Source organism: Saccharomonospora glauca K62 (assembly GCF_000243395.2).
GTDB classification, from domain to species: domain Bacteria; phylum Actinomycetota; class Actinomycetes; order Mycobacteriales; family Pseudonocardiaceae; genus Saccharomonospora; species Saccharomonospora glauca.
In genome coordinates this window covers 439600-457048 of the sequence record NZ_CM001484.1, presented here as the reverse complement: position 1 = coordinate 457048, position 17449 = coordinate 439600, and the positions used below count along the sequence as shown (strand labels likewise).

Annotated in this window: 14 protein-coding genes; 4 read left to right on the top strand and 10 right to left on the bottom strand. The window is 67.2% G+C overall.

The window, feature by feature from the left end; all coding sequences use genetic code 11:
* Positions 1-96: 96 nt before the first annotated feature.
* On the top strand, positions 97-933 hold the full coding sequence (locus SACGLDRAFT_RS02330) for a dienelactone hydrolase family protein (protein WP_005461443.1): 837 nt from the start codon (positions 97-99) through the stop codon (positions 931-933).
* A 100-nt stretch (positions 934-1033) separates the two neighbouring features.
* Here the strand turns inward: SACGLDRAFT_RS02330 and SACGLDRAFT_RS02325 are convergent, their stop codons facing one another.
* The 6 genes from SACGLDRAFT_RS02325 to rplM form a co-directional block, all read right to left on the bottom strand.
* Positions 1034-1492 carry a hypothetical protein gene (locus tag SACGLDRAFT_RS02325; protein ID WP_005461439.1) on the bottom strand — a complete coding sequence of 153 codons (459 nt, stop codon included), beginning with the start codon at positions 1490-1492 and terminating at the stop codon, positions 1034-1036.
* Between the two features lie 24 nt (positions 1493-1516).
* Positions 1517-4117 (bottom strand): hypothetical protein, encoded by a 2601-nt coding sequence (locus SACGLDRAFT_RS22230; RefSeq protein ID WP_005461437.1) that lies wholly within the window; start codon positions 4115-4117, stop codon positions 1517-1519.
* A gap of 4 nt (positions 4118-4121) precedes the next feature.
* A complete protein-coding gene (locus SACGLDRAFT_RS02315) occupies positions 4122-4427 on the bottom strand; it encodes a hypothetical protein (RefSeq protein WP_005461435.1) in 306 nt (101 codons plus the stop codon).
* Positions 4428-4648: 221 nt separating this feature from the next.
* Positions 4649-5983: a phosphoglucosamine mutase gene (gene glmM, locus SACGLDRAFT_RS02310; RefSeq protein ID WP_005461434.1), complete on the bottom strand. Its 1335-nt coding sequence runs from the start codon at positions 5981-5983 to the stop codon at positions 4649-4651.
* Positions 5984-6220: 237 nt separating this feature from the next.
* A complete protein-coding gene (gene rpsI, locus SACGLDRAFT_RS02305) occupies positions 6221-6691 on the bottom strand; it encodes a 30S ribosomal protein S9 (RefSeq protein WP_005461422.1) in 471 nt (156 codons plus the stop codon).
* 14 nt (positions 6692-6705) lie between these two features.
* Entirely contained in the window at positions 6706-7158 is a 453-nt protein-coding gene (rplM, locus tag SACGLDRAFT_RS02300; protein WP_005461421.1) for a 50S ribosomal protein L13, read from the bottom strand.
* Positions 7159-7342: 184 nt separating this feature from the next.
* Here rplM and SACGLDRAFT_RS02295 point away from each other — a divergent pair, with 184 nt between their 5' ends.
* Together SACGLDRAFT_RS02295 and SACGLDRAFT_RS02290 are read left to right on the top strand one after the other, a co-directional pair.
* On the top strand, positions 7343-8230 hold the full coding sequence (locus SACGLDRAFT_RS02295) for a hypothetical protein (protein WP_005461420.1): 888 nt from the start codon (positions 7343-7345) through the stop codon (positions 8228-8230).
* Positions 8231-8270: 40 nt separating this feature from the next.
* On the top strand, positions 8271-8774 hold the full coding sequence (locus tag SACGLDRAFT_RS02290) for a DUF4333 domain-containing protein (RefSeq protein WP_005461419.1): 504 nt from the start codon (positions 8271-8273) through the stop codon (positions 8772-8774).
* Positions 8775-8831: 57 nt separating this feature from the next.
* On the opposite strand, the gene SACGLDRAFT_RS02285 is transcribed toward SACGLDRAFT_RS02290, so the two are convergent.
* From SACGLDRAFT_RS02285 to SACGLDRAFT_RS02270, 4 genes are all read right to left on the bottom strand, one after another.
* Positions 8832-9119 carry a WXG100 family type VII secretion target gene (locus tag SACGLDRAFT_RS02285; protein WP_005461417.1) on the bottom strand — a complete coding sequence of 96 codons (288 nt, stop codon included), beginning with the start codon at positions 9117-9119 and terminating at the stop codon, positions 8832-8834.
* Between the two features lie 51 nt (positions 9120-9170).
* Positions 9171-9488, bottom strand: coding sequence for a WXG100 family type VII secretion target (locus SACGLDRAFT_RS02280; protein WP_005461411.1), 318 nt, complete (start codon positions 9486-9488; stop codon positions 9171-9173).
* Positions 9489-9684: 196 nt separating this feature from the next.
* Positions 9685-11652, bottom strand: a complete 1968-nt coding sequence (locus SACGLDRAFT_RS02275) for a type VII secretion-associated protein (RefSeq protein WP_005461409.1) — start codon at positions 11650-11652, stop codon at positions 9685-9687.
* 118 nt (positions 11653-11770) lie between these two features.
* On the bottom strand, positions 11771-15781 hold the full coding sequence (locus tag SACGLDRAFT_RS02270) for a type VII secretion protein EccC (RefSeq protein ID WP_005461407.1): 4011 nt from the start codon (positions 15779-15781) through the stop codon (positions 11771-11773).
* 224 nt (positions 15782-16005) lie between these two features.
* Here SACGLDRAFT_RS02270 and eccD point away from each other — a divergent pair, with 224 nt between their 5' ends.
* Positions 16006-17400, top strand: a complete 1395-nt coding sequence (gene eccD, locus SACGLDRAFT_RS02265; protein ID WP_005461405.1) for a type VII secretion integral membrane protein EccD — start codon at positions 16006-16008, stop codon at positions 17398-17400.
* The last annotated feature ends 49 nt before the right edge of the window (positions 17401-17449 follow it).

Here is a 17449-nt window from a genome sequence, read left to right as displayed (position 1 = left end):
TTCGCGGGCAGAAAGCGGTCACCACCGCACATTCCGCCGGCGAAACGGGCTTCGGGCGCCCCTGCCACGGCTATGAGGGTCGGCTAGTCTCCTCGCATGGCGAGCACGGCGAAGCGGTTACTCGATCAGTTGGCGTATCCGGGCCCGCACGACGTTCTACGCGGCGATCTCGCGCTCGTCGGACTTCCCGGTGTGGTGTTCACCCCACGATCCGGTCTCAACCTTCCCGCCGTCGCGTTCGGGCACGGCTGGCTCCAGTCGCCCGGCCGTTACCACGGGCTCCTGCGCCATCTCGCGAGCTGGGGCATCGTCACCGCCGCCCCCGCCACCCACCGTGGCGCACTGCCTTCGCACCGGCTGTTCGCCGCCGATCTTCGAACCACCCTCGACATCGTGACGAGCCTGCGGCTCGGCCCCGACGGCATCAGCGTCGACCCCACCAAGCTCGGGCTGGCCGGGCACTCGATCGGCGGAGGCGCCGCCGTTCTCGCCGCGACCTCCGACGAGGCGGGCACCCGGCCACGAGTCCGAGCCGTCGCCACGGTCTCGGCGGCCCAGACCATGCCGTCCGCCACCACGGCGGCCCTCGGGATCACCGCCTCCGGCCTACACCTCGCGAGCGAGGACGATCTCCTCGCCCCGCCGACCGGCAACGCCGAGGCGATCAGCAAGGCCTGGGCGGGCCCCGTGCAGCTCAGGCTGCTGCCGAAGATGACCCACCTCGGCGTGACCGAGGGCACACACTGGAGCCAGCTCCTCCTGCAGGGCAAATCCCAGCATTCCGTCCAACGACGAGTGCGTGCCCTGTTCACGGCGTTCTTCCTCGCCGAGCTCACCGGCGACGACACCTACCGCGAACTGCTGGACGGCGACCTCAAAGCCGCCCGTATCGCCTACGAGAACCGAGCGACCACGACGAACCCGGTGTCCTGACCCACCTCTCGCCCGAGGCCGCGGCGTGGAGTCCGATTACGGCTCCGCGCGGCCCGCCGACTCCCGAGGAAGTCGGCGGGCCGCGGAGAGGTTCCGACCGCTAGTCGTCCAACCACCTGGTGTTGGAGAAGTAGTCGTCGTCGCTTTCGTCGTCGTCACGCCGCGCCGGCCTGGTGCCTCGACGCCCGGCCTGTGGCGACGGTGCGGGAGCCGGCGGGGCCGGCGGCGGCGCGGACGGCCGCGGCGCGGGCGCGCGCGCCGGTTCCTGCTGCTCGTCCTCCTCGGCAGGGCCGAACTGGAAGGTCTCGTCTTGCGTCTCGCGCCGCTGAAGCCACTGATTGTTGGCGTTGGGGTCCTTCTCCTTCTCGGCCCTCGCCTTTTCGCGGCGTTCCGCCAACTCCTTCAGCCGCTGTTCAGTGGCCTTGTCCTGCTCCCGCACGCGTTGGGCGGCCTCTTCCGAGGACCGGCGTGCTCGCTCGACGATCGCCGCCGTGTTGGCATCGGCTTCGGCACGCAGCTGGGCAAACCGCTCAGCCAGTTTGCTCCCACTGGATGTCATCTACTACGCCTCCGCAGTTGAGCTTCACCGGCTGAACCGGACGGGCACGTCCGGCGCGCCTTCCAACGAACCGCTGATCCGCGACGACTCGAACGGCAACTCGAAGATGTTGCCGTCGATGCGGTAGGCGCGGGAGGTGCGCTCCTGGTCATCGCCCTGGCCACCACCAGCACCACCACCCATGGCGCCCATTCCTCCCATCATGCCCATGCCGCCTCCCGAGGCGGAGGAAGCCGACGCGGCGTTGCCCTGCGGCACCCCGGTGGGCGCCTCCCCTCCGGGCGCGGAAGCAAGACCCGCCCCCGACGGCGAGGACTGGTTCGACTGGTGTTGCGGTTCCTGCCCCACGTCCGAGAAGAGGTCGCTGCCACCACCGCCACCGCCGAAGCTGGAACCGCCACCACCGCTGACGGCCGCGGCGTGCGTGGCGGACGAGTCGGAACCCGTCTCAGCGGTGGAGGGACCATCGGTTCCACCACCGCCAGGGTCACCGGCGAAGTCACCCGCCGACCCGCCCGCGTGACCTCCGGCGACGCCGCCGGCAGCCACGGACTCGGTACCTCGCCCGGCGTCGGTGGTCGGCGTCTCACCGGACGTGGGCGCTCCACCACCGGAGCCGCCCGTCGGGGCTTCGCCACGAGGAGTGTCCGCGCCTCGCGTCCCGTACGACGACTCGGCCTCGGCCGGTTTCGTCTCGATCTCCTCGCCGAGCCCCTTGGCCTCGCCCTCGCCGAGCGTGTAGGTCACCGACTCGCCGTCGCCGTTCTCCACGGTGACGACGGTCGGCCCGTCGGGCCCGTCGGGCTGCTCAGCGGTGATCTTGAGGTCGCCGTCCTCGATGTGGATCTTTCCGTCGGGGCCGGGCCGGTACACCTTGTCACCTGCACTCTCCGACCCTTGCGGGCCGAAGTCGTCCCGCGCCCGGCCCTCGCCGTCGGCCTCCGCGCCCTCACCCTCGGTCTCACCGAAGTCGAGCTTGTACTCGCTGAGTTCTCCCGAACCGTCCTCGACGGAGATGTCCATGACACCGTCTTCGTCCGGCTCGGTCATGGTGAGTTTCTGGTCGCCCTGCTCCACCGTGAGCTTCCCGCCGTCGCCGGCGTCCTTGATCGGCTCGCCGGTCACCGGATCGATCGGATAGGGCTTGCCGGTCTCCGGGTCGATCTCCAGCTCTTCGTTCGTGACCGGGTTCTTGCCGATCGACTCCTCGGGCTTGAGGTCCTCGGGGTCGGGGACGTTGGCGCTGGGCATGCTCGCGCCCCCGCCGGGCGGCATTCCGCCGCCCCCACCCATGCCGCCACCGGGCATTCCGCCCATGCCGCCCCCGCCGGGTCCGCCGGGAACACCACTCGGATTGGTGGGAGTCTGCACCGAGCCGGAATCTCCCCCGCCCGCGTCCACGGCCTCGAACGGGTTCGGTTCGATGTGCGACCCGATGACCTGGATCATCTCGGCGTATCCGCCGTCGATTTTTCTCACGTAATCGGACGCGATCCGGTGGAACGAGGAGGCCTTCGTCTGATACTCGTTACAGAATTCGGTGAGCTTGGCTTCCGCGTCCCGAAGAAGAGTCTCACACTCTTCCAGGAAGTCACTCTTCCAGAAGTGCTCGATGAGGCGACCCTGCCGAGGGAGCATGTACTCGTAGTCGCCCCACTCGAAATTGTTGTTGGCCCACGAGATCGCCTCGGGAAGCTTCTCGGCGCACTCGAGGTTCGCGTCGACCTCGTTCGGGGCCATCAGGATCTGGCCGTTGCCGTAGAGTTCGATGACTTTCTTGCAGAAATCCCCGACGAAGCCTTCAAGGCCATCAGCTGCGGCCGCCAGGTCTTCCGACGCCTTGGACAGCCCCTCCACCAGGGTCTCCGCCCCTTGCGACAGCCCCTGGTTCAGCTGCTCGGCCGCGTCCTTTGCCTCGCCGGTCCAGTCGTCGGTGTTGTCCTTCCAGGCCGATTCGAGGGAATCGGCATGCCCGGACACGGCTTTGTGCGCGTCCCCGAGCATTTGACTGTCGGCTCGGAAGGCCGAGAAAACTATACCCCTGAACTCCCGAAGCCCGTCGCGAATGCTGTCCGGGTCGAGTCCGGTGTGCGGGTAGGACGCCTGGCCTCCGCCTTCCCGATTGCCGAAGATCGACTCCGTGGACTCGGTGCCGCCGTCTATGGCCGGTGGCACGGCAGGCACCGGGACGTACTGGCAAGCCTTTTCGTACATGGGGTAATAGGTCTCGAACATCGACATGACGGACTCGATCTGGTCGATCATCTCGTCCGATGTCGAGAAACCACCGAAGTTCAGGCTTTCGTACGCCTCCGAGACCGAGGAGGTGTTAAGAGGACTGAGCTCCCGCGCCTTTTCGAGGGACTTGCGCGCGTTGGTCATGTTCAGGTGGACGGCGGTGCCGCCCTCCTCGACGTCCTCGGCGTCCGCGCCGACCTCTTTCGCGTAGTACTCGATCTCCTCGTCGCTCAGCCGTCCCGCGTTGGAGAGGGCGTAGAGCAGGTTCTTCCTGTCCTGAAGCGAAAGCCGGGGATCGTTGATCGCCGCTCGCATCTCGTCGATCTCACGAGCGCTGAACTCTTTCTCGACGAACTCCAACTGCTCGTCGTCGCTGACGTACGCCACCGGTTCAGACCCCCTTCGAGGCGATCATGTCGCGGCTCACGACCTCGCCGTCCTCGTAAGACTTCGCTGCCTTGGTGAGTTTCCCGCCGAACTCGTCCGCCTTCTCCCCATAGGTGGTGACGCAGTCGCGATACTTCTCGATCAGCTCGGAATAATTGGAAGCCACGTGTGGCCACGCCTGCCCGACCTGCCCCGTGGAGACTTCGGTCTCGATCCGGCCCGCGGTCTCCGTGAGCTCGTTCCCCACCTTCTCGTACGCCGATCCAGCAGCGTCGAGCTTGCCCGGATCGACAGTTTGCCCACCTGCCACAAGGCCCCCCTTTATTCGCGGATGTCCAGCCGTCTGCGCCCCACCACGGTAACCACGACAAGTACCGTTGCGGGCACATAGAGCCTACCGATTGGTTACCCGCCAGCCGGGCAAATCAGCAGGTTCGCCTCAATTCCCGGCTGTTTACCAAGCTCGGCCGCGCGCCGAGGGGAAGGACCTCGGTGGCGGATTCGACCGGAACGGTTTTCGGGCGCCTCGGCTCAGCCCACCGAGGCGACAACGCCGGCAAGCCGGTCGGCGGCCGCCTGCGCGGTGTCGGCGTCCGGGGCCTCCACCATCACCCTGATCAACTGCTCGGTTCCGGAGGGCCGCAGCAAGACCCTGCCCTCGTCCCCCAGCTCTGCCGTCACCGCGGCGACGGCGTCCTTCACCGCGGGCGCGTCGGCCACGGTGGTCTTGTCGGTGACCGGCACGTTGATCAGCACCTGGGGCAGCCGACTCATCACCGTGGCCAGCTCGCGGAGGGACTTCCCGGTCGCCGTCATACGGCTCATCAGGCGCAACGCGGTGAGCAGGCCGTCGCCGGTGGTGGCGTACTCGGGCAACACGACGTGCCCCGACTGCTCCCCGCCGAGCGAGTAGCCACCGGCGCGGAGTTCCTCCAGCACGTAACGGTCACCGACCGCCGTGGTGCGTACCGCGATTCCGTGCTCCTTCATCGCCAAATGCAGCCCGAGGTTGCTCATCACCGTGGCGACGAGGGTGTCACCGGCCAGTTCCCCCGCCTCCGCCATGCCGACCGCGAGGACCGCCATGATCTGGTCGCCGTCGACGATACGACCGTCGGCGTCCACAGCGAGGCAGCGGTCGGCGTCACCGTCGTGCGCGATGCCCAGATCGGCGCCGTGTTCCACCACCGCGGCGGCCAGGGCCTGCGGGTGCGTGGAGCCGCAGCCGTCGTTGATGTTCACACCATCGGGCTCGGCGTGGAGGGCGATGACCTCCGCGCCCGCCTTCCGGTACGCCTCGGGAGCTGCGACGGAGGAGGCCCCGTTAGCGCAGTCCACGACGACCCGGAGACCGGCCAGCGAGGTGGGTGTGATGTCCAGCAGGCGAGCGACATAACGGTCGACGGCGTCGGTGACGTCGGAGACACGGCCGATCAGCGCGCCGGTCGGGCGAGGCCCCTCCGCATTCAACCCCTGTTGAATCTCGTCCTCGATACCGTCGGGGAGCTTGTGGCCGCCTTCGCCGAACAACTTGATGCCGTTGTCGGGCATCGGATTGTGGGACGCCGAGATCATCACACCGAGGTCGGCCGACAACTCCGTGACGAGGTGGGCGACCGCGGGGGTGGGCAACACACCCAGACGCAGCACGTCGGCGCCCGACGACGTCAGTCCCGCGACAACGGCGGCCTCCAGCATCTCCCCGCTGGCCCTCGGATCCCTCCCGACGACCGCCAGCGGCCGATGGGAGCGGTCATGGGCGGCGAGCACCCGCGCCGCGCTGGCGGCGACCGCCATAGCCAATTCGGGGGTGAGCTCGTCGTTGGCGAGGCCGCGAACCCCGTCCGTGCCGAATAGGCGAGCCATTATCCGTCGACCTCCGTCATCGCGAGCACAAGCGAACCGACCGGAACAACCTAGCGATTCCACGATGTACGCCCGTGCCCCCACCGGCCACCCGGCCGTATTACACCCGCCGAACCCGACGACGGCACACGCCCCGAACGACTTTCGCGGGCGGAACACGGTCGAACATCACACGACCGTTCCGAAAAGCCAAGCGCCCACCCGAGAAACGGATGGGCGCTTGGAGGAAAGCTCGAATCAGCGCTTGCTGTACTGCGGCGCCTTGCGGGCCTTCTTGAGACCGTACTTCTTACGCTCGGTGGCGCGAGCGTCACGCGTAAGGAAGCCGGCCTTCTTCAGAGCCGGACGGTCGTCGCTGTCGATCTGGGCGAGCGCCCGAGCGATGGCGAGCCGCAGAGCGCCGGCCTGGCCCGAGATCCCACCGCCGGTGAGGTTGGCGTGGATGTCGAACGCGTCAGGCTTCTCGACGGTGACCAGCGGCTCCCGAATCAGCTGCTGGTGAACCTTGTTCGGGAAGTACTCCTCGAGGCTCCTACCGTTCAGCTTGAACTGGCCGCTACCGGGGACCATGCGCACCCGGACGACCGCCTCCTTGCGACGGCCGACCGTCTGCGCGGTACCACCGGCAGCCCGAGACGGCTTCGGGGCGGCGGGCGTCTCACTGGTCACGACCGCCTCGTAGGCGGCCTCGGTCTCGGTGCTGGTCACAGACTGTTCCTCACTCACTGGGTCACCTGAGCGATCTTGGTGATCTCGTGCGGCTGGGGCTTCTGCGCGGCGTGAGGGTGCTCCGGCCCGGCGTAGACCTTGAGCTTCTTCGCCTGGGCGCGGCCCAGCTTGTTCTTCGGCAGCATGCCCTTCACGACCTTCTCGACCAGTCGCTCGGGGCGGGTGTCGAGCAGCTCGCCGAACGAGCGCTTACGCAGACCACCGGGATAACCGCTGTGCCGGTACGCGAACTTCTGGTCACGCTTATTACCGGTGAGCGCCACCTTGTCGGCATTAACGATGATGACGAAGTCACCGGTGTCCACGTGAGGGGCATAGGTGGGCTTGTGCTTGCCGCGCAGCAGCGTAGCGACCTCGGTCGCCAGCCGGCCGAGCACGACATCCTCGGCGTCGATTACGTGCCAGGCACGAGTGACATCGCCGGGCTTAGGGCTGTACGTGGGCAAGGGTCTACCTCGTCGTCAACTGTTGCTTCTGGGTCAATGCGGGCTTGGCGCGTGCCGCTCGTGCGCGCACAACAACAAGTGAAGATACCCCCTAGCCGAGAAGAGGGTGAACCCGGGGTCCGTAACCGGCGGACATACTAGTCTCTCCCCAGCGCGCCGATGTGACACCCCAGGGGGATGGACAATGAAACAACGACTGCGCAGAGTCATCGCACTGGGCGCCGCCCTCCTGCTGGCCACCGGTTGCGCCACGGGGCGCGTGGGCGAACCGATTCCGGACGGTGACGACGTCGCGAAGTACGTCGGGGAAAAGTTCTCCTCCACGCTCGAACGGTTGTCCGAAGATCTCGGCGAGACCGAGCCTCGTAAGAGCACGCTCCACTCGTTCATGCGTGTCGGCGAGCTCAAAAGCGACAGCACGGTGACCGCCATCCAGATCGGCAACCCACCCACCCGCTTCTACAAGAACCACTCCAACCGAAACTCCTCCGACTACCGCGACTTCCTCCTCCCCGCGGGCAGCGACGTGGAGTACATGCTGCTCGGCCCCGAGTACTCCTCGCTCGCACCGACTCCGTGGGTGTCGCTCCCCTACACCGGGCAGGGGCTCGATATCTGTTTCTGGGGCGGGTACCTCACCGTCTGCAGGATGCTCAGCGCGGTCACCGTTTCCATGCAGAGCACCGAGGTGGACAAGGCCGCCAAGAGCCTCACCGACGGGAGCACGGAACTCACCATCGACATGCCGCTGCGGATCTTCCTGGACGAGCGCATCGTCGTGCTCCCCGACTGGCTGCTGGAGGAGATCCCGGAAGCGCTGCTCGACGACGTGATCGACACCCGCATCCTGCTCACCCCCGAGGGCGATCTGAAAGAGATCGAGATGAACGGGCTGCTGTCCGACGGCGGCAACGAGGTCGAGATCAAGCAGCACTACCAGGTCCTCGAACCGCCGTCCGAGCACGAGATTCCCGACGTGCCGTCTCCCGACGAGGTGACCGAACTCACCACCGACAAGGAGGTCGACGAGTTCTACGACCGCATGGCTGAGATCACCAGCAGTCGTGAGTGAGCCGCACAGGTAGTTCCGGACGAGCACCCGAGGAAGACACATGACACAGCCACCCGGCGCCCCTCAGTGGTGGCAGCCACAGGGCCCGCAAGGCCCGCCCAGCGGGCCAATTCCCCAGCAGTCCCCCCACTCCGCGTCGCCGCAACCGACCCCGACGTTCGGTGGGTCCTTCTCCACCTCCGGATACGGCGGGTTCGGTGCCTTCGACGACAATTCGCCCGCGAAAGGCGCCAAGTCCCGCACACTGTGGCTCGTCGGAGCCGCCGCGGTCGTGGTACTGGCCGGCGGTGGTGCCGCCGTGTGGTTCAGTGGCGTCTTCTCCGACGACGTACTCGACCAGGCTTCCCTGCACGAGGGGATCACCAACGTGCTGCGGGAGAGCTACGGCGAGCACGACGTCAGCAACGTCAGATGCCCGGAGGATCAACCGATCACCACCGGACACACGTTCGACTGCAAGGTCGACGTGGCCGGCCAGCAGAGGACCGTCAGCATTCGGATCCTCAACGACAAACCTCAGTACGAGGTCGGCGCGCCCCACTGACGGCGGACACGAAAAACCGGGCTCGCGGAAAGCAAGCCCGGTTCGTCGTGTTCGGAATCAGAACATGCCCTGGATGCTCTTGTCCGTGGCCTGGTAGCCGTCGGCGATCTGCGGCAGGGCGGTGGCGATCTGAGCCAGCACCTGCTTCATCTCCTCAAGCGACTGGTTCCACTCGTTCTGGCACTGCATCCAGGCCTCCATGGCCTCACCGGTCCAGGAGTCGGTCAGCGGAGCCAGGCGAGCCTTGAGGTCCTCGAACAGGGCCTCCAGCTCCGAACCGGTGCGCTGGCAGTCCTCGGCCGCAGTGTGAATAGTGGCGTAATCAACAACGATGCCGTCCGGCATGATTCCTCCCGTTCAGTAAAAGTCAGTGGATGGTCGAGGGTTCCCGGTAACTCACAGACCGCCGAGCGCGTTGCCGATGTTGCTGATCGCGGCGTTCTGCTCCTCTTCCGCCTGCTGGTACTTGACACCGGACTGCTGGAGCAGCTCACCGATGTTGCCGAGCGCCTCGTTCAGCTTGCGGGTCTTCTCGTCGAAGGCGGCCATCACGTTCTGGAAGGCCTTCGCCGCCATGCCCTGCCAGCCGGCCTGCGTCGCCTCGATGTTGTCGCGCAGCTGGTTGAGGTTCTGGTCCATCGACGCCTTGATCTCGTCGACGTCCCGGTAAGCCTGCTGGAACTGTTCCGGTGTCCCGGTGAAACCGCCTGCCATTGGGTTTTACCCCCTTCGCTCGTGGATGCCGTACTTCGTTCGTACTGGCTCTACGACGGAGACAGTGCCATGTCCGGTTCCCGGTTGTCCCCCAAAGCCGACAAGTAGTTGCGAGCGTGAACGAAAAAGCCGGGAACCGCGGAACCAGGGGGACAGCACACCACATTTCGCCCGCTAAACGCGCTCGCCGAGGCCGTCAGTTGGTGAACTCGAGAGTGCGGACGATCTGCTCGCAAGCGGTACGAACCCGCTCCGGCGCTCGCGCCTCCTGACAGCCGACACTCACCTGCGCGGTGCCGTGTGCGAGGACGTACCAATGCACCGTGGCGGCGGGTTTGTCTTCCCGGTAGTAGATGACGTCCCGGCCCGCGTAGTCGTAGTGCTCCACGAAATTGGAGTAGACGTCGGGGTTCGAGCTCGTCAGCTCACGAAGTTCGCGGGCTAAACGTTGTCGTTGGGCCCCGCCGTCGTACGGCAGCACGATCTCCTGCACCACCACTAGGTCGTCGTCGGTGCTCTCCTGAGCCTCCTGCGGTTTCACGACCACTTGGCGGGCTTCGACGTTGTCGTCCGTCTGCGTCCAGTCGTTCGGAGCGACGAACTTGTACGAGTACTGCGCGTAGGTCCGCCCCGAATAGTCCTTCTCGCCATCGCCGTCGACGACGGCGAGCACCAACGCCACCAGACCGGCCACGAGCACCACGGCGGCTGCCACCGACGCGGCCACGACACGGTTTCGCCGGCGAAAGTCGGTCGAACCGGCCCGCTCCCGCGGAGACGACGCCGCGTGGGACAACATCGGCATCGGCTGTCCCCTGGGCGGAGACAGTGGGGGCGCGGTCACCGGTGCGCCCATCGGAACGGACGGAGGACTCATGGGGCCCTGCGCTCTCGGCGCGGGCAACGGCGCCGAGCCGACGTTCCGCGGAACCCTCTGGTACGACAGCGCTCCCGGCTGGGCCACGACTTCGGTGCGGTGATCGCCCTGCGACGAAGTTTTGCCCGCGAAACGCGCGGACAGCGTGCCCGGCAGCACTCCCGTCCGATCGGGCAGCACCTGCACCGCTCGCAGCGCGCCGCGAGCGACGACGGTCTCGGGCTGGTCGAGCGTGGTGGGAACCACTCCCGTGCGCTCGTGCACGAGCCTCGACACCATCGGAATCCGACTCGACCCACCGACGAGAAAGATCGCGGTCAACTGCTGTGGCCGCAGCCCCGCTTCCTCGATCGTCGCCCTGGTGAGTTCGGCGGCTCGCCCCAGCGGCGTCCGCACGAGCTGTTCCAGATCCTCGCGGGTCACATGGGCGTCCGCGAACGGCGGCGGCATCGGCACATCGGTGTAGGCATGCCGCGACAACGTCTCCTTGGCGCCCCTGATGTCCTGTCTCAACGCGCGACGGCGACGCCGATCGGCCAGCTCGCGTCCTTGCACGAGCTGTTCCCAGGCTTCCGGGTCGGCCTTGGACACCAGCGCCCCGACGTGTTCCAACAGGGCTTGGTCGATGTCCGCACCCCCGAAGCTCGGGTCCCCCCGAGTCGCCAAGACCTCGAACCGAGTCTGCCCGTTGACCTGCACCCGCCGTACCACACTGACGTCGATGGTGCCGCCACCGAGATCCAACACCGCCGTGGTGTCGCCGGGGCGACCGCTGAACTCGACGGTTCGCTCCTGATTCACCTCGGTGGGAGCGAACGTCGCCGCGTGGTACACGGCAGCGGCCACCGGCTCCGGAACCAACGCGACCTCGTGGGCAAGCTGTCCGGCCGCCTGTCGCAACAGCCGGGTACGCAACGCGCCCCATTCGGCGGGATGGGTCAACACCAGTAGCGAGACCTCGGCGTTCCCCGCGATCCGGCGTGCTTCCGACACCGCACGCCGGAGCACGGCGTGCACGACGTCCACCACGCTCAGGACCGTGTCGCCGAGCAGCAACTCTCCCTCGTCGATACGCCGCTTCGGATGCGGTTCGAACCGTGACGGGTCGACGGCCGCCTGCCGTTCGGCTTCCTGCCCCACGAAGATCGTGCCGTCCTGCGCGGCGTACACCGCCGAGGGCATGAGCGGCTGCCCGTCGATGACCACGAGCTGAGGTTCGCGACCGTTGATGGAGGCGACGACACAGGTGCTCGATGTCCCGAAGTCCACCGCCACCCGCAGTGTCACCCGCTGCTCCCGCCAGTCGTCGCTTCTACTCGATCACCCTGTGGTAGTCCGTCCGCCGAACCGTGTCCAAGTTTGGTGGCGTACGGCCGTCGGACAACGGCGACCGTACGCCACCACATCATTCAGGCGCGATCCACGACACGTGCATGAGCTTCTTGCCCACCTTGCGGCTGACAAGATAACCGCGGCCAGGAGGCATGGGGCTTGCCTTCACGTTGCCGAGCAACTGGCCTTCGTCCTTCGACCCGTTCATCACCAGACCCGGCATGGCGAGTTCCTTCAGCTTCCCGATGATCGGGTCCATACCGGTACGGGCGGCACCACCGGTACGGCGGGCGACCACCACGTGCAGACCGACGTCCTTGGCCTGCGGGAGGTACTCGGCCAACGGCCGCAACGGGTTGCTGGTCGACGTGGCCACGAGGTCGTAGTCGTCGACCACCACGAACAGCTCCGGCCCGGTCCACCACGACCGTTCCTTCAACTGCTGCGGTGTCACGTCGGGGCCGGGCAGTCGCTTGGCCATCGACTGCGCGACCTCCTTCATCATGCCGTCGAGCTGGTTGGCCGAGACGGCGTAGCCGAGAAGCTGATCGCCCTCGACGAAGCCGAGCATGGTGCGCCGGTAGTCCACCAGGATGATGAGGGCTTCCTTCTTGGTGTACCGGTCGGTGATGCCCCGCACGATCTGCCGCAGCAGGTTCGTCTTGCCCGACTCGCTGTCCGCGTAGGCCAGGAAGTGCGGCTCGGCGTTGAAGTCCAGGTAGACGGGCGCGAGCTCGTCCTCGTCGACGCCGATGGGGATGAGCTTGCTGTCCCTGTGCTTGTCCTGAAGCAGCAGCTCCTCGTACGGCAGAAGGTCGGGGAGCAGCCGCACCTGCGGCGCGTGCCTGCCCTTCCACGCACCGGCGATCTTCTTCACCGCGTCGGCGACACCGTCACCGAGGTCGGCGTCGTTGCTGGAGCCGTCGATCCGCGGTAAGCCGGTGAGGAAGTGCAGCTTGTCATGGGTCAGACCACGCCCCGGACGGCCCGGAGGCACGTTGACGGCCACCCGACGGTCGATGTCGGACTCGCTCGGGTCACCGAGCCGCAGCTCAAACCGGGTACCGAGCATGTCCTTGATCGCGGGCCGGATGTCGGCCCACCGGTTCGACGCGATGATGACGTGCACGCCGTAGGTCAGGCCCTGCACGGCGAGCTTGGTGATCTGCGGTTCCAACTCGTCGAAGTCGTCCCGCAGCGCCCGCCACCCGTCGACGATGAGGAACGCGTCCCCGAACGGGTCCTGCTCCGCCGTGATCTCCCCGCGGCGCTTGCGGTTGCGGAAGTCGTTCATCGAGTCCACACCCAGCGCCCCGAACCGGGCCTCGCGCTCGTTGACCAGCGTGGTCAACTCCGCCACGATGCGCCGCGCCTTGTCCGGCTCCCGCCGCGCCACGGCGACACCGCCCACGTGCGGCAGGCCCTCCAACGCCGCCAGCGTGCCACCACCGAGGTCGATGCAGTAGAACTGCGCTTCCTCCGGCGTGTGGGTCAACGCCATCGACATGATGATGGTCCTCAGCAGCGTGGACTTACCCGACTGCGGGCCGCCCACGACCACACCATGACCGGCGCCACCGGAGAAGTCGGCCCACAGCGGGTCACGCCGCTGCTCGTAGGGCCGGTCCACGATGCCCAGCGGCACCTGCAGGCGGCCGTTGCCGAAGAACCCCACCGGCGACAGACCCCGGTCCTCGGTCGGGTTCAGGTTCGGCAGCAACGTGTCGAGCGAGTTCGGCTCCTTCAACGGCGGCAACCACACCTCGTGAGCGGGTGGGCCCTGCCCCACGAGGCGGCTGACGATGACGTCGAGCTCGCTCGGTTCGACGGCCTCCTCCGACTGCTGCTGCGGCTGCTCGACGGGCTCGGGTTCCGGCTCCGGCTCCTTCGGCAACTCCACGAAGTCGGGCACGAACAGCTGAGGACGCTTGTCCGCCCGGACCACCTTCGCGCTGGGCGCGGCGGTCTTGATACCCGCCGGCCGGTACGGGCCGGACACGTACGCCGCCTTGAACCGCACCAGCGTGGAGGTGTCGTACTTCAAGTACCCGCCACCGGGCACGGACGGCAGCTCGAACGCGTCGGGCACACCGATCGCGGCCCGCGACTCCGCGGCGGAGAACGTCTTCAAACCGATGCGGTAGGACAGGTGCGAGTCCAGCCCTCGGAGCTTGCCCTCCTCCAGACGCTGGGACGCCAGCAGCATGTGCATCTGCAGCGACCGGCCCAGACGTCCGATGGCGACGAACAGGTCGATGAAGTCGGGCTTCGCGGACAACAGCTCGGAGAACTCGTCGACCACGATGAACAACGCCGGCAGCGGGTCGAGGTCGGCACCGTTCTCGCGCGCCTTCTCGTACTCCCAGACGTTTTTGAAGTTGCCGCCGTTCTTCAGCACCTCCTGCCGCCGGTTCATCTCACCGGCGAGCGCGTCCTTCATGCGGTCGACCAGCGTGACCTCGTCGGCAAGGTTGGTGATGACCGCCGAGACGTGCGGAGCCTTGTCCAGGCCGAGGAACGTGGCACCACCCTTGAAGTCGACGAGCACGAAGTTGAGCGTCGTCGAGGAGTGGGTCGCCAACAGTCCGAGGACGAGCGTGCGCAGGAACTCCGACTTACCGGAACCCGTGGCCCCGATGCACAGGCCGTGGGGGCCCATGCCCTCCATGGCCGCTTCCTTGATGTCGAGTTCGACGGGCTGGCCGTACTCACCGACCCCGAACGGCACGCGGTAGCGGTCCCGGATCGGCCTCGGCCGCCACGCCTGCTGGACGTCGAACGTCATCGGGTCGCCCGGAATGCCCAGCAGTTCCAGCAACGACGGGTTGGACAGCAGCGGTTGTTCCTCGCTGTCGTCGGCCGCGCCGGTGCTCATCCGGTACGGCGAGAGCTTGCGAGCGAGCGCCTCGGCCTCCACGACGCTGAGCTTGTCGGGACGGCCGAACCACTCCACGCCACCCGCGCTGCGCGCACCGAGGCGTTCCTCCTCCACCACGAGCCGGAGACCGCGGCGCGCGGCGAGGTTGCCGATGGAGTCGGACAAGTCGATGAGCGTGACCCCGACGAGTCCTTCTTCCAGCAGGATCTGTTCCTCGCCGGTGACGTCGGCCTCGTCGAGCACGATCACGATGTGCGGCTGGTCGGGCGCGGGCGTGGCGTTGCGCGAGAACCGCTGCCGGTCACGCAGCTCCTCGTCGAGCCACTGCTCGATCTGGGCCAGGGAGCCGCTCATCATGCGCAGCTGACCGATGCCGTCGGACAGGGTCGGGTGCTGGACGTGGGGCAGCCACTTGGCCCATTCCCACTCCTCCTTCGCCCGGCCCGTGGTGGCGATACCGACGAGGACGTCGTCGGGACTGTGGAACGTGACGAGCTGCGCCAGCATCGCCCTGGCCAGGCCACGGGTGAGTTTCTTGTCGCCCTGCATGCCGACGGCCGCGAAACCACGCAAGGTGATCTGCGTGGGGAGGTCGGGCACGATCGAGTGGGCTCGCACGAAACGCCGCAACGCGAGCGTGGCGATCGGCTCCAGCTCCTCCACGGGCCCCGTCTGCGGCGGCACCAGCCGAGTGGCGAGACGGTGCGAGCTCCGGCCCACACGCAGATGCAGGAAGTCCTGGTCGCTTTGCCGCCGCTCCCACATACGGCGGGTGGAGGCCATCGACCACAACGTCTCGGGGTCCGGGTGCACCCACTCCAGAGAAGCGCGCTGGTCGATCATCGCCTCGCGCGCCCTGTCCCGCATCTGACCGAGATACCGCAGATAGTCCTTGCGGTCCTCGTTCATCTCGGCCTTCTTCTGCTGGCCGCCCTTCCCGCCGCCGACGAACATGCCGACCATCGACATCATCATCATTAGCGGCATCATCAGGAAGAACGGGCTGCGCCCCATCGCGCCGCCCGCCGTGAACATGAAGACGACCATGCCGAGCATGGCCACCACCATGACCACCGGCATCAATTTCATGATGATGTTGCCGGGGATCGTCCTCGGGACCTCGGGCGGTGGCTCGAGATGCACTTCGCCACCCGGCGGCCTGGGAGCAGCCAGCCGTGGCGACCGCTTGAACTGCAGCGTGCTCACCGAAAGGACCCCTCTTCGACTCGGCGACTGGCGGCCATAGTGGGAAACGCGCACCGGCGACTTTCGCCGGAACCGCCCCCACGTGTGGCTCAGGTGCGTTAATACTAGGGCGGCATCACGACACCATGTGGTCGGTTCGGCAAGGTTACCGGCCCACAGGCAAGTTGTTTCCGCGACGCGGTATAAACAGCCTGCGGCGAAATCTCCAGGTAGGGGGCGAAAAGGTGGCAACGGGCACGACAGTTTTCAGCAGGGTCACGGTGGTCGCGCCGCGAACCCGCATCGATGTCGCGCTGCCCGCCGATGTGGCGGTGGCCGACCTCATGCCCATGTTGCTGGAGATGGCGAAGGAGGTGAGCCCCGACGGCGGTGCCCGCCACGGCGGCTGGGCACTGGCGAAGCTGGGTGACGCCCCTCTCGACCCGAGTCGGACCCTCGCGTCGCTCGGCATCGTCGACGGCGAGCTCCTCCAGCTCCGGAAGCGCAACGAGAATCCGCCACCTCCGCTGTACGACGACGTCGTCGACGCCATCGCCGAGGCCGAACCGGACAGCTTCCGGCCGTGGACCAAGGAGACCGCCCAGCGCATCGGGCACATCGCCGGCGGCCTCGCGTTGTTCAGCGCCGCGGTGGCGTTGTTCTTCGCGGGCCCGCTCTTCGGCGGCAACGGTCTCGCCATCGCCATCACGGCCGGTGTCGCGGCCATCGTCTGCGTGGCCGTGGGAGCCACTCTGGCGAAGGCCTACGACGCCCAGGCGACCGGAGTCGTGGTCGCCGCGGCGGGTGGCCTTCCACTGGCTTTCGTCAGCGGTTTCTACATCGTCCCGGACGCCACGATCCGAGCCAATCTTCTTCTCAGCAGTGCGCTGGTGGTGGTCGTGGCCGCGGCCTGCATCCTGGTGATGGGCACCGGTATCACGACATTCATCGCCGCCGCCACGGCCGGTCTCTTCGGGGTCGTCGCCTTCCTCGTCGCGACGCTCATCGCCCACCCCGCGCCCGGCATCGCAGCGGGCACCGCCGCCGTCGCGCTGGCGGGCATCTCCATGCTGCCGAGGGCGACCATCTGGCTGGCGAAGCTGCCTCTGCCCCACATCCCCAGCACCGCGGAGGAGCTGAAGGAGGACACGGGCTACCCCGACTATTCCTCCATCGAGCGCAAGACCAGCACCGCGCACAACTACATGACCGGGTTGCTCATCGGTAGCGGCTCCGTCACCGCGATCTCCGCGGTGATCACCTCCACCTCCGGTGACATCTGGGGCATCCTCACCGCGGTCATCGCCACGCTGGTGCTCCTGCTGCGCGCTCGCACCTACGCCAACGGCAACCAGGCCGTCGCCCTGCTCACCACCGGGCTGATCGCCGCGGCGGGCATCGTGTTCGGATGGATGTGGACCGAGGACGCCCAGGGCCGTCTGATCTGGGTGTTCGGCACGCTCATCCTGCTCGGCGCGGCCGCGCTCGTGCTCGGCGTCGTGTTCCCCAACCAGCGGTTCACGCCGCCGATGCGGCGCGCCGTCGAGATCTTCGAGGCCGCCTGCATCGCGGCGGTCCTGCCCTTGGCGCTCGCCGTGATGGACCTCTACTCCACGCTGCGCCACCTCGACCTCGGGTGAACCAGACCATAAGCGCCACGACTTCCAGGGGGTTCGCGTGCGTTCGGCC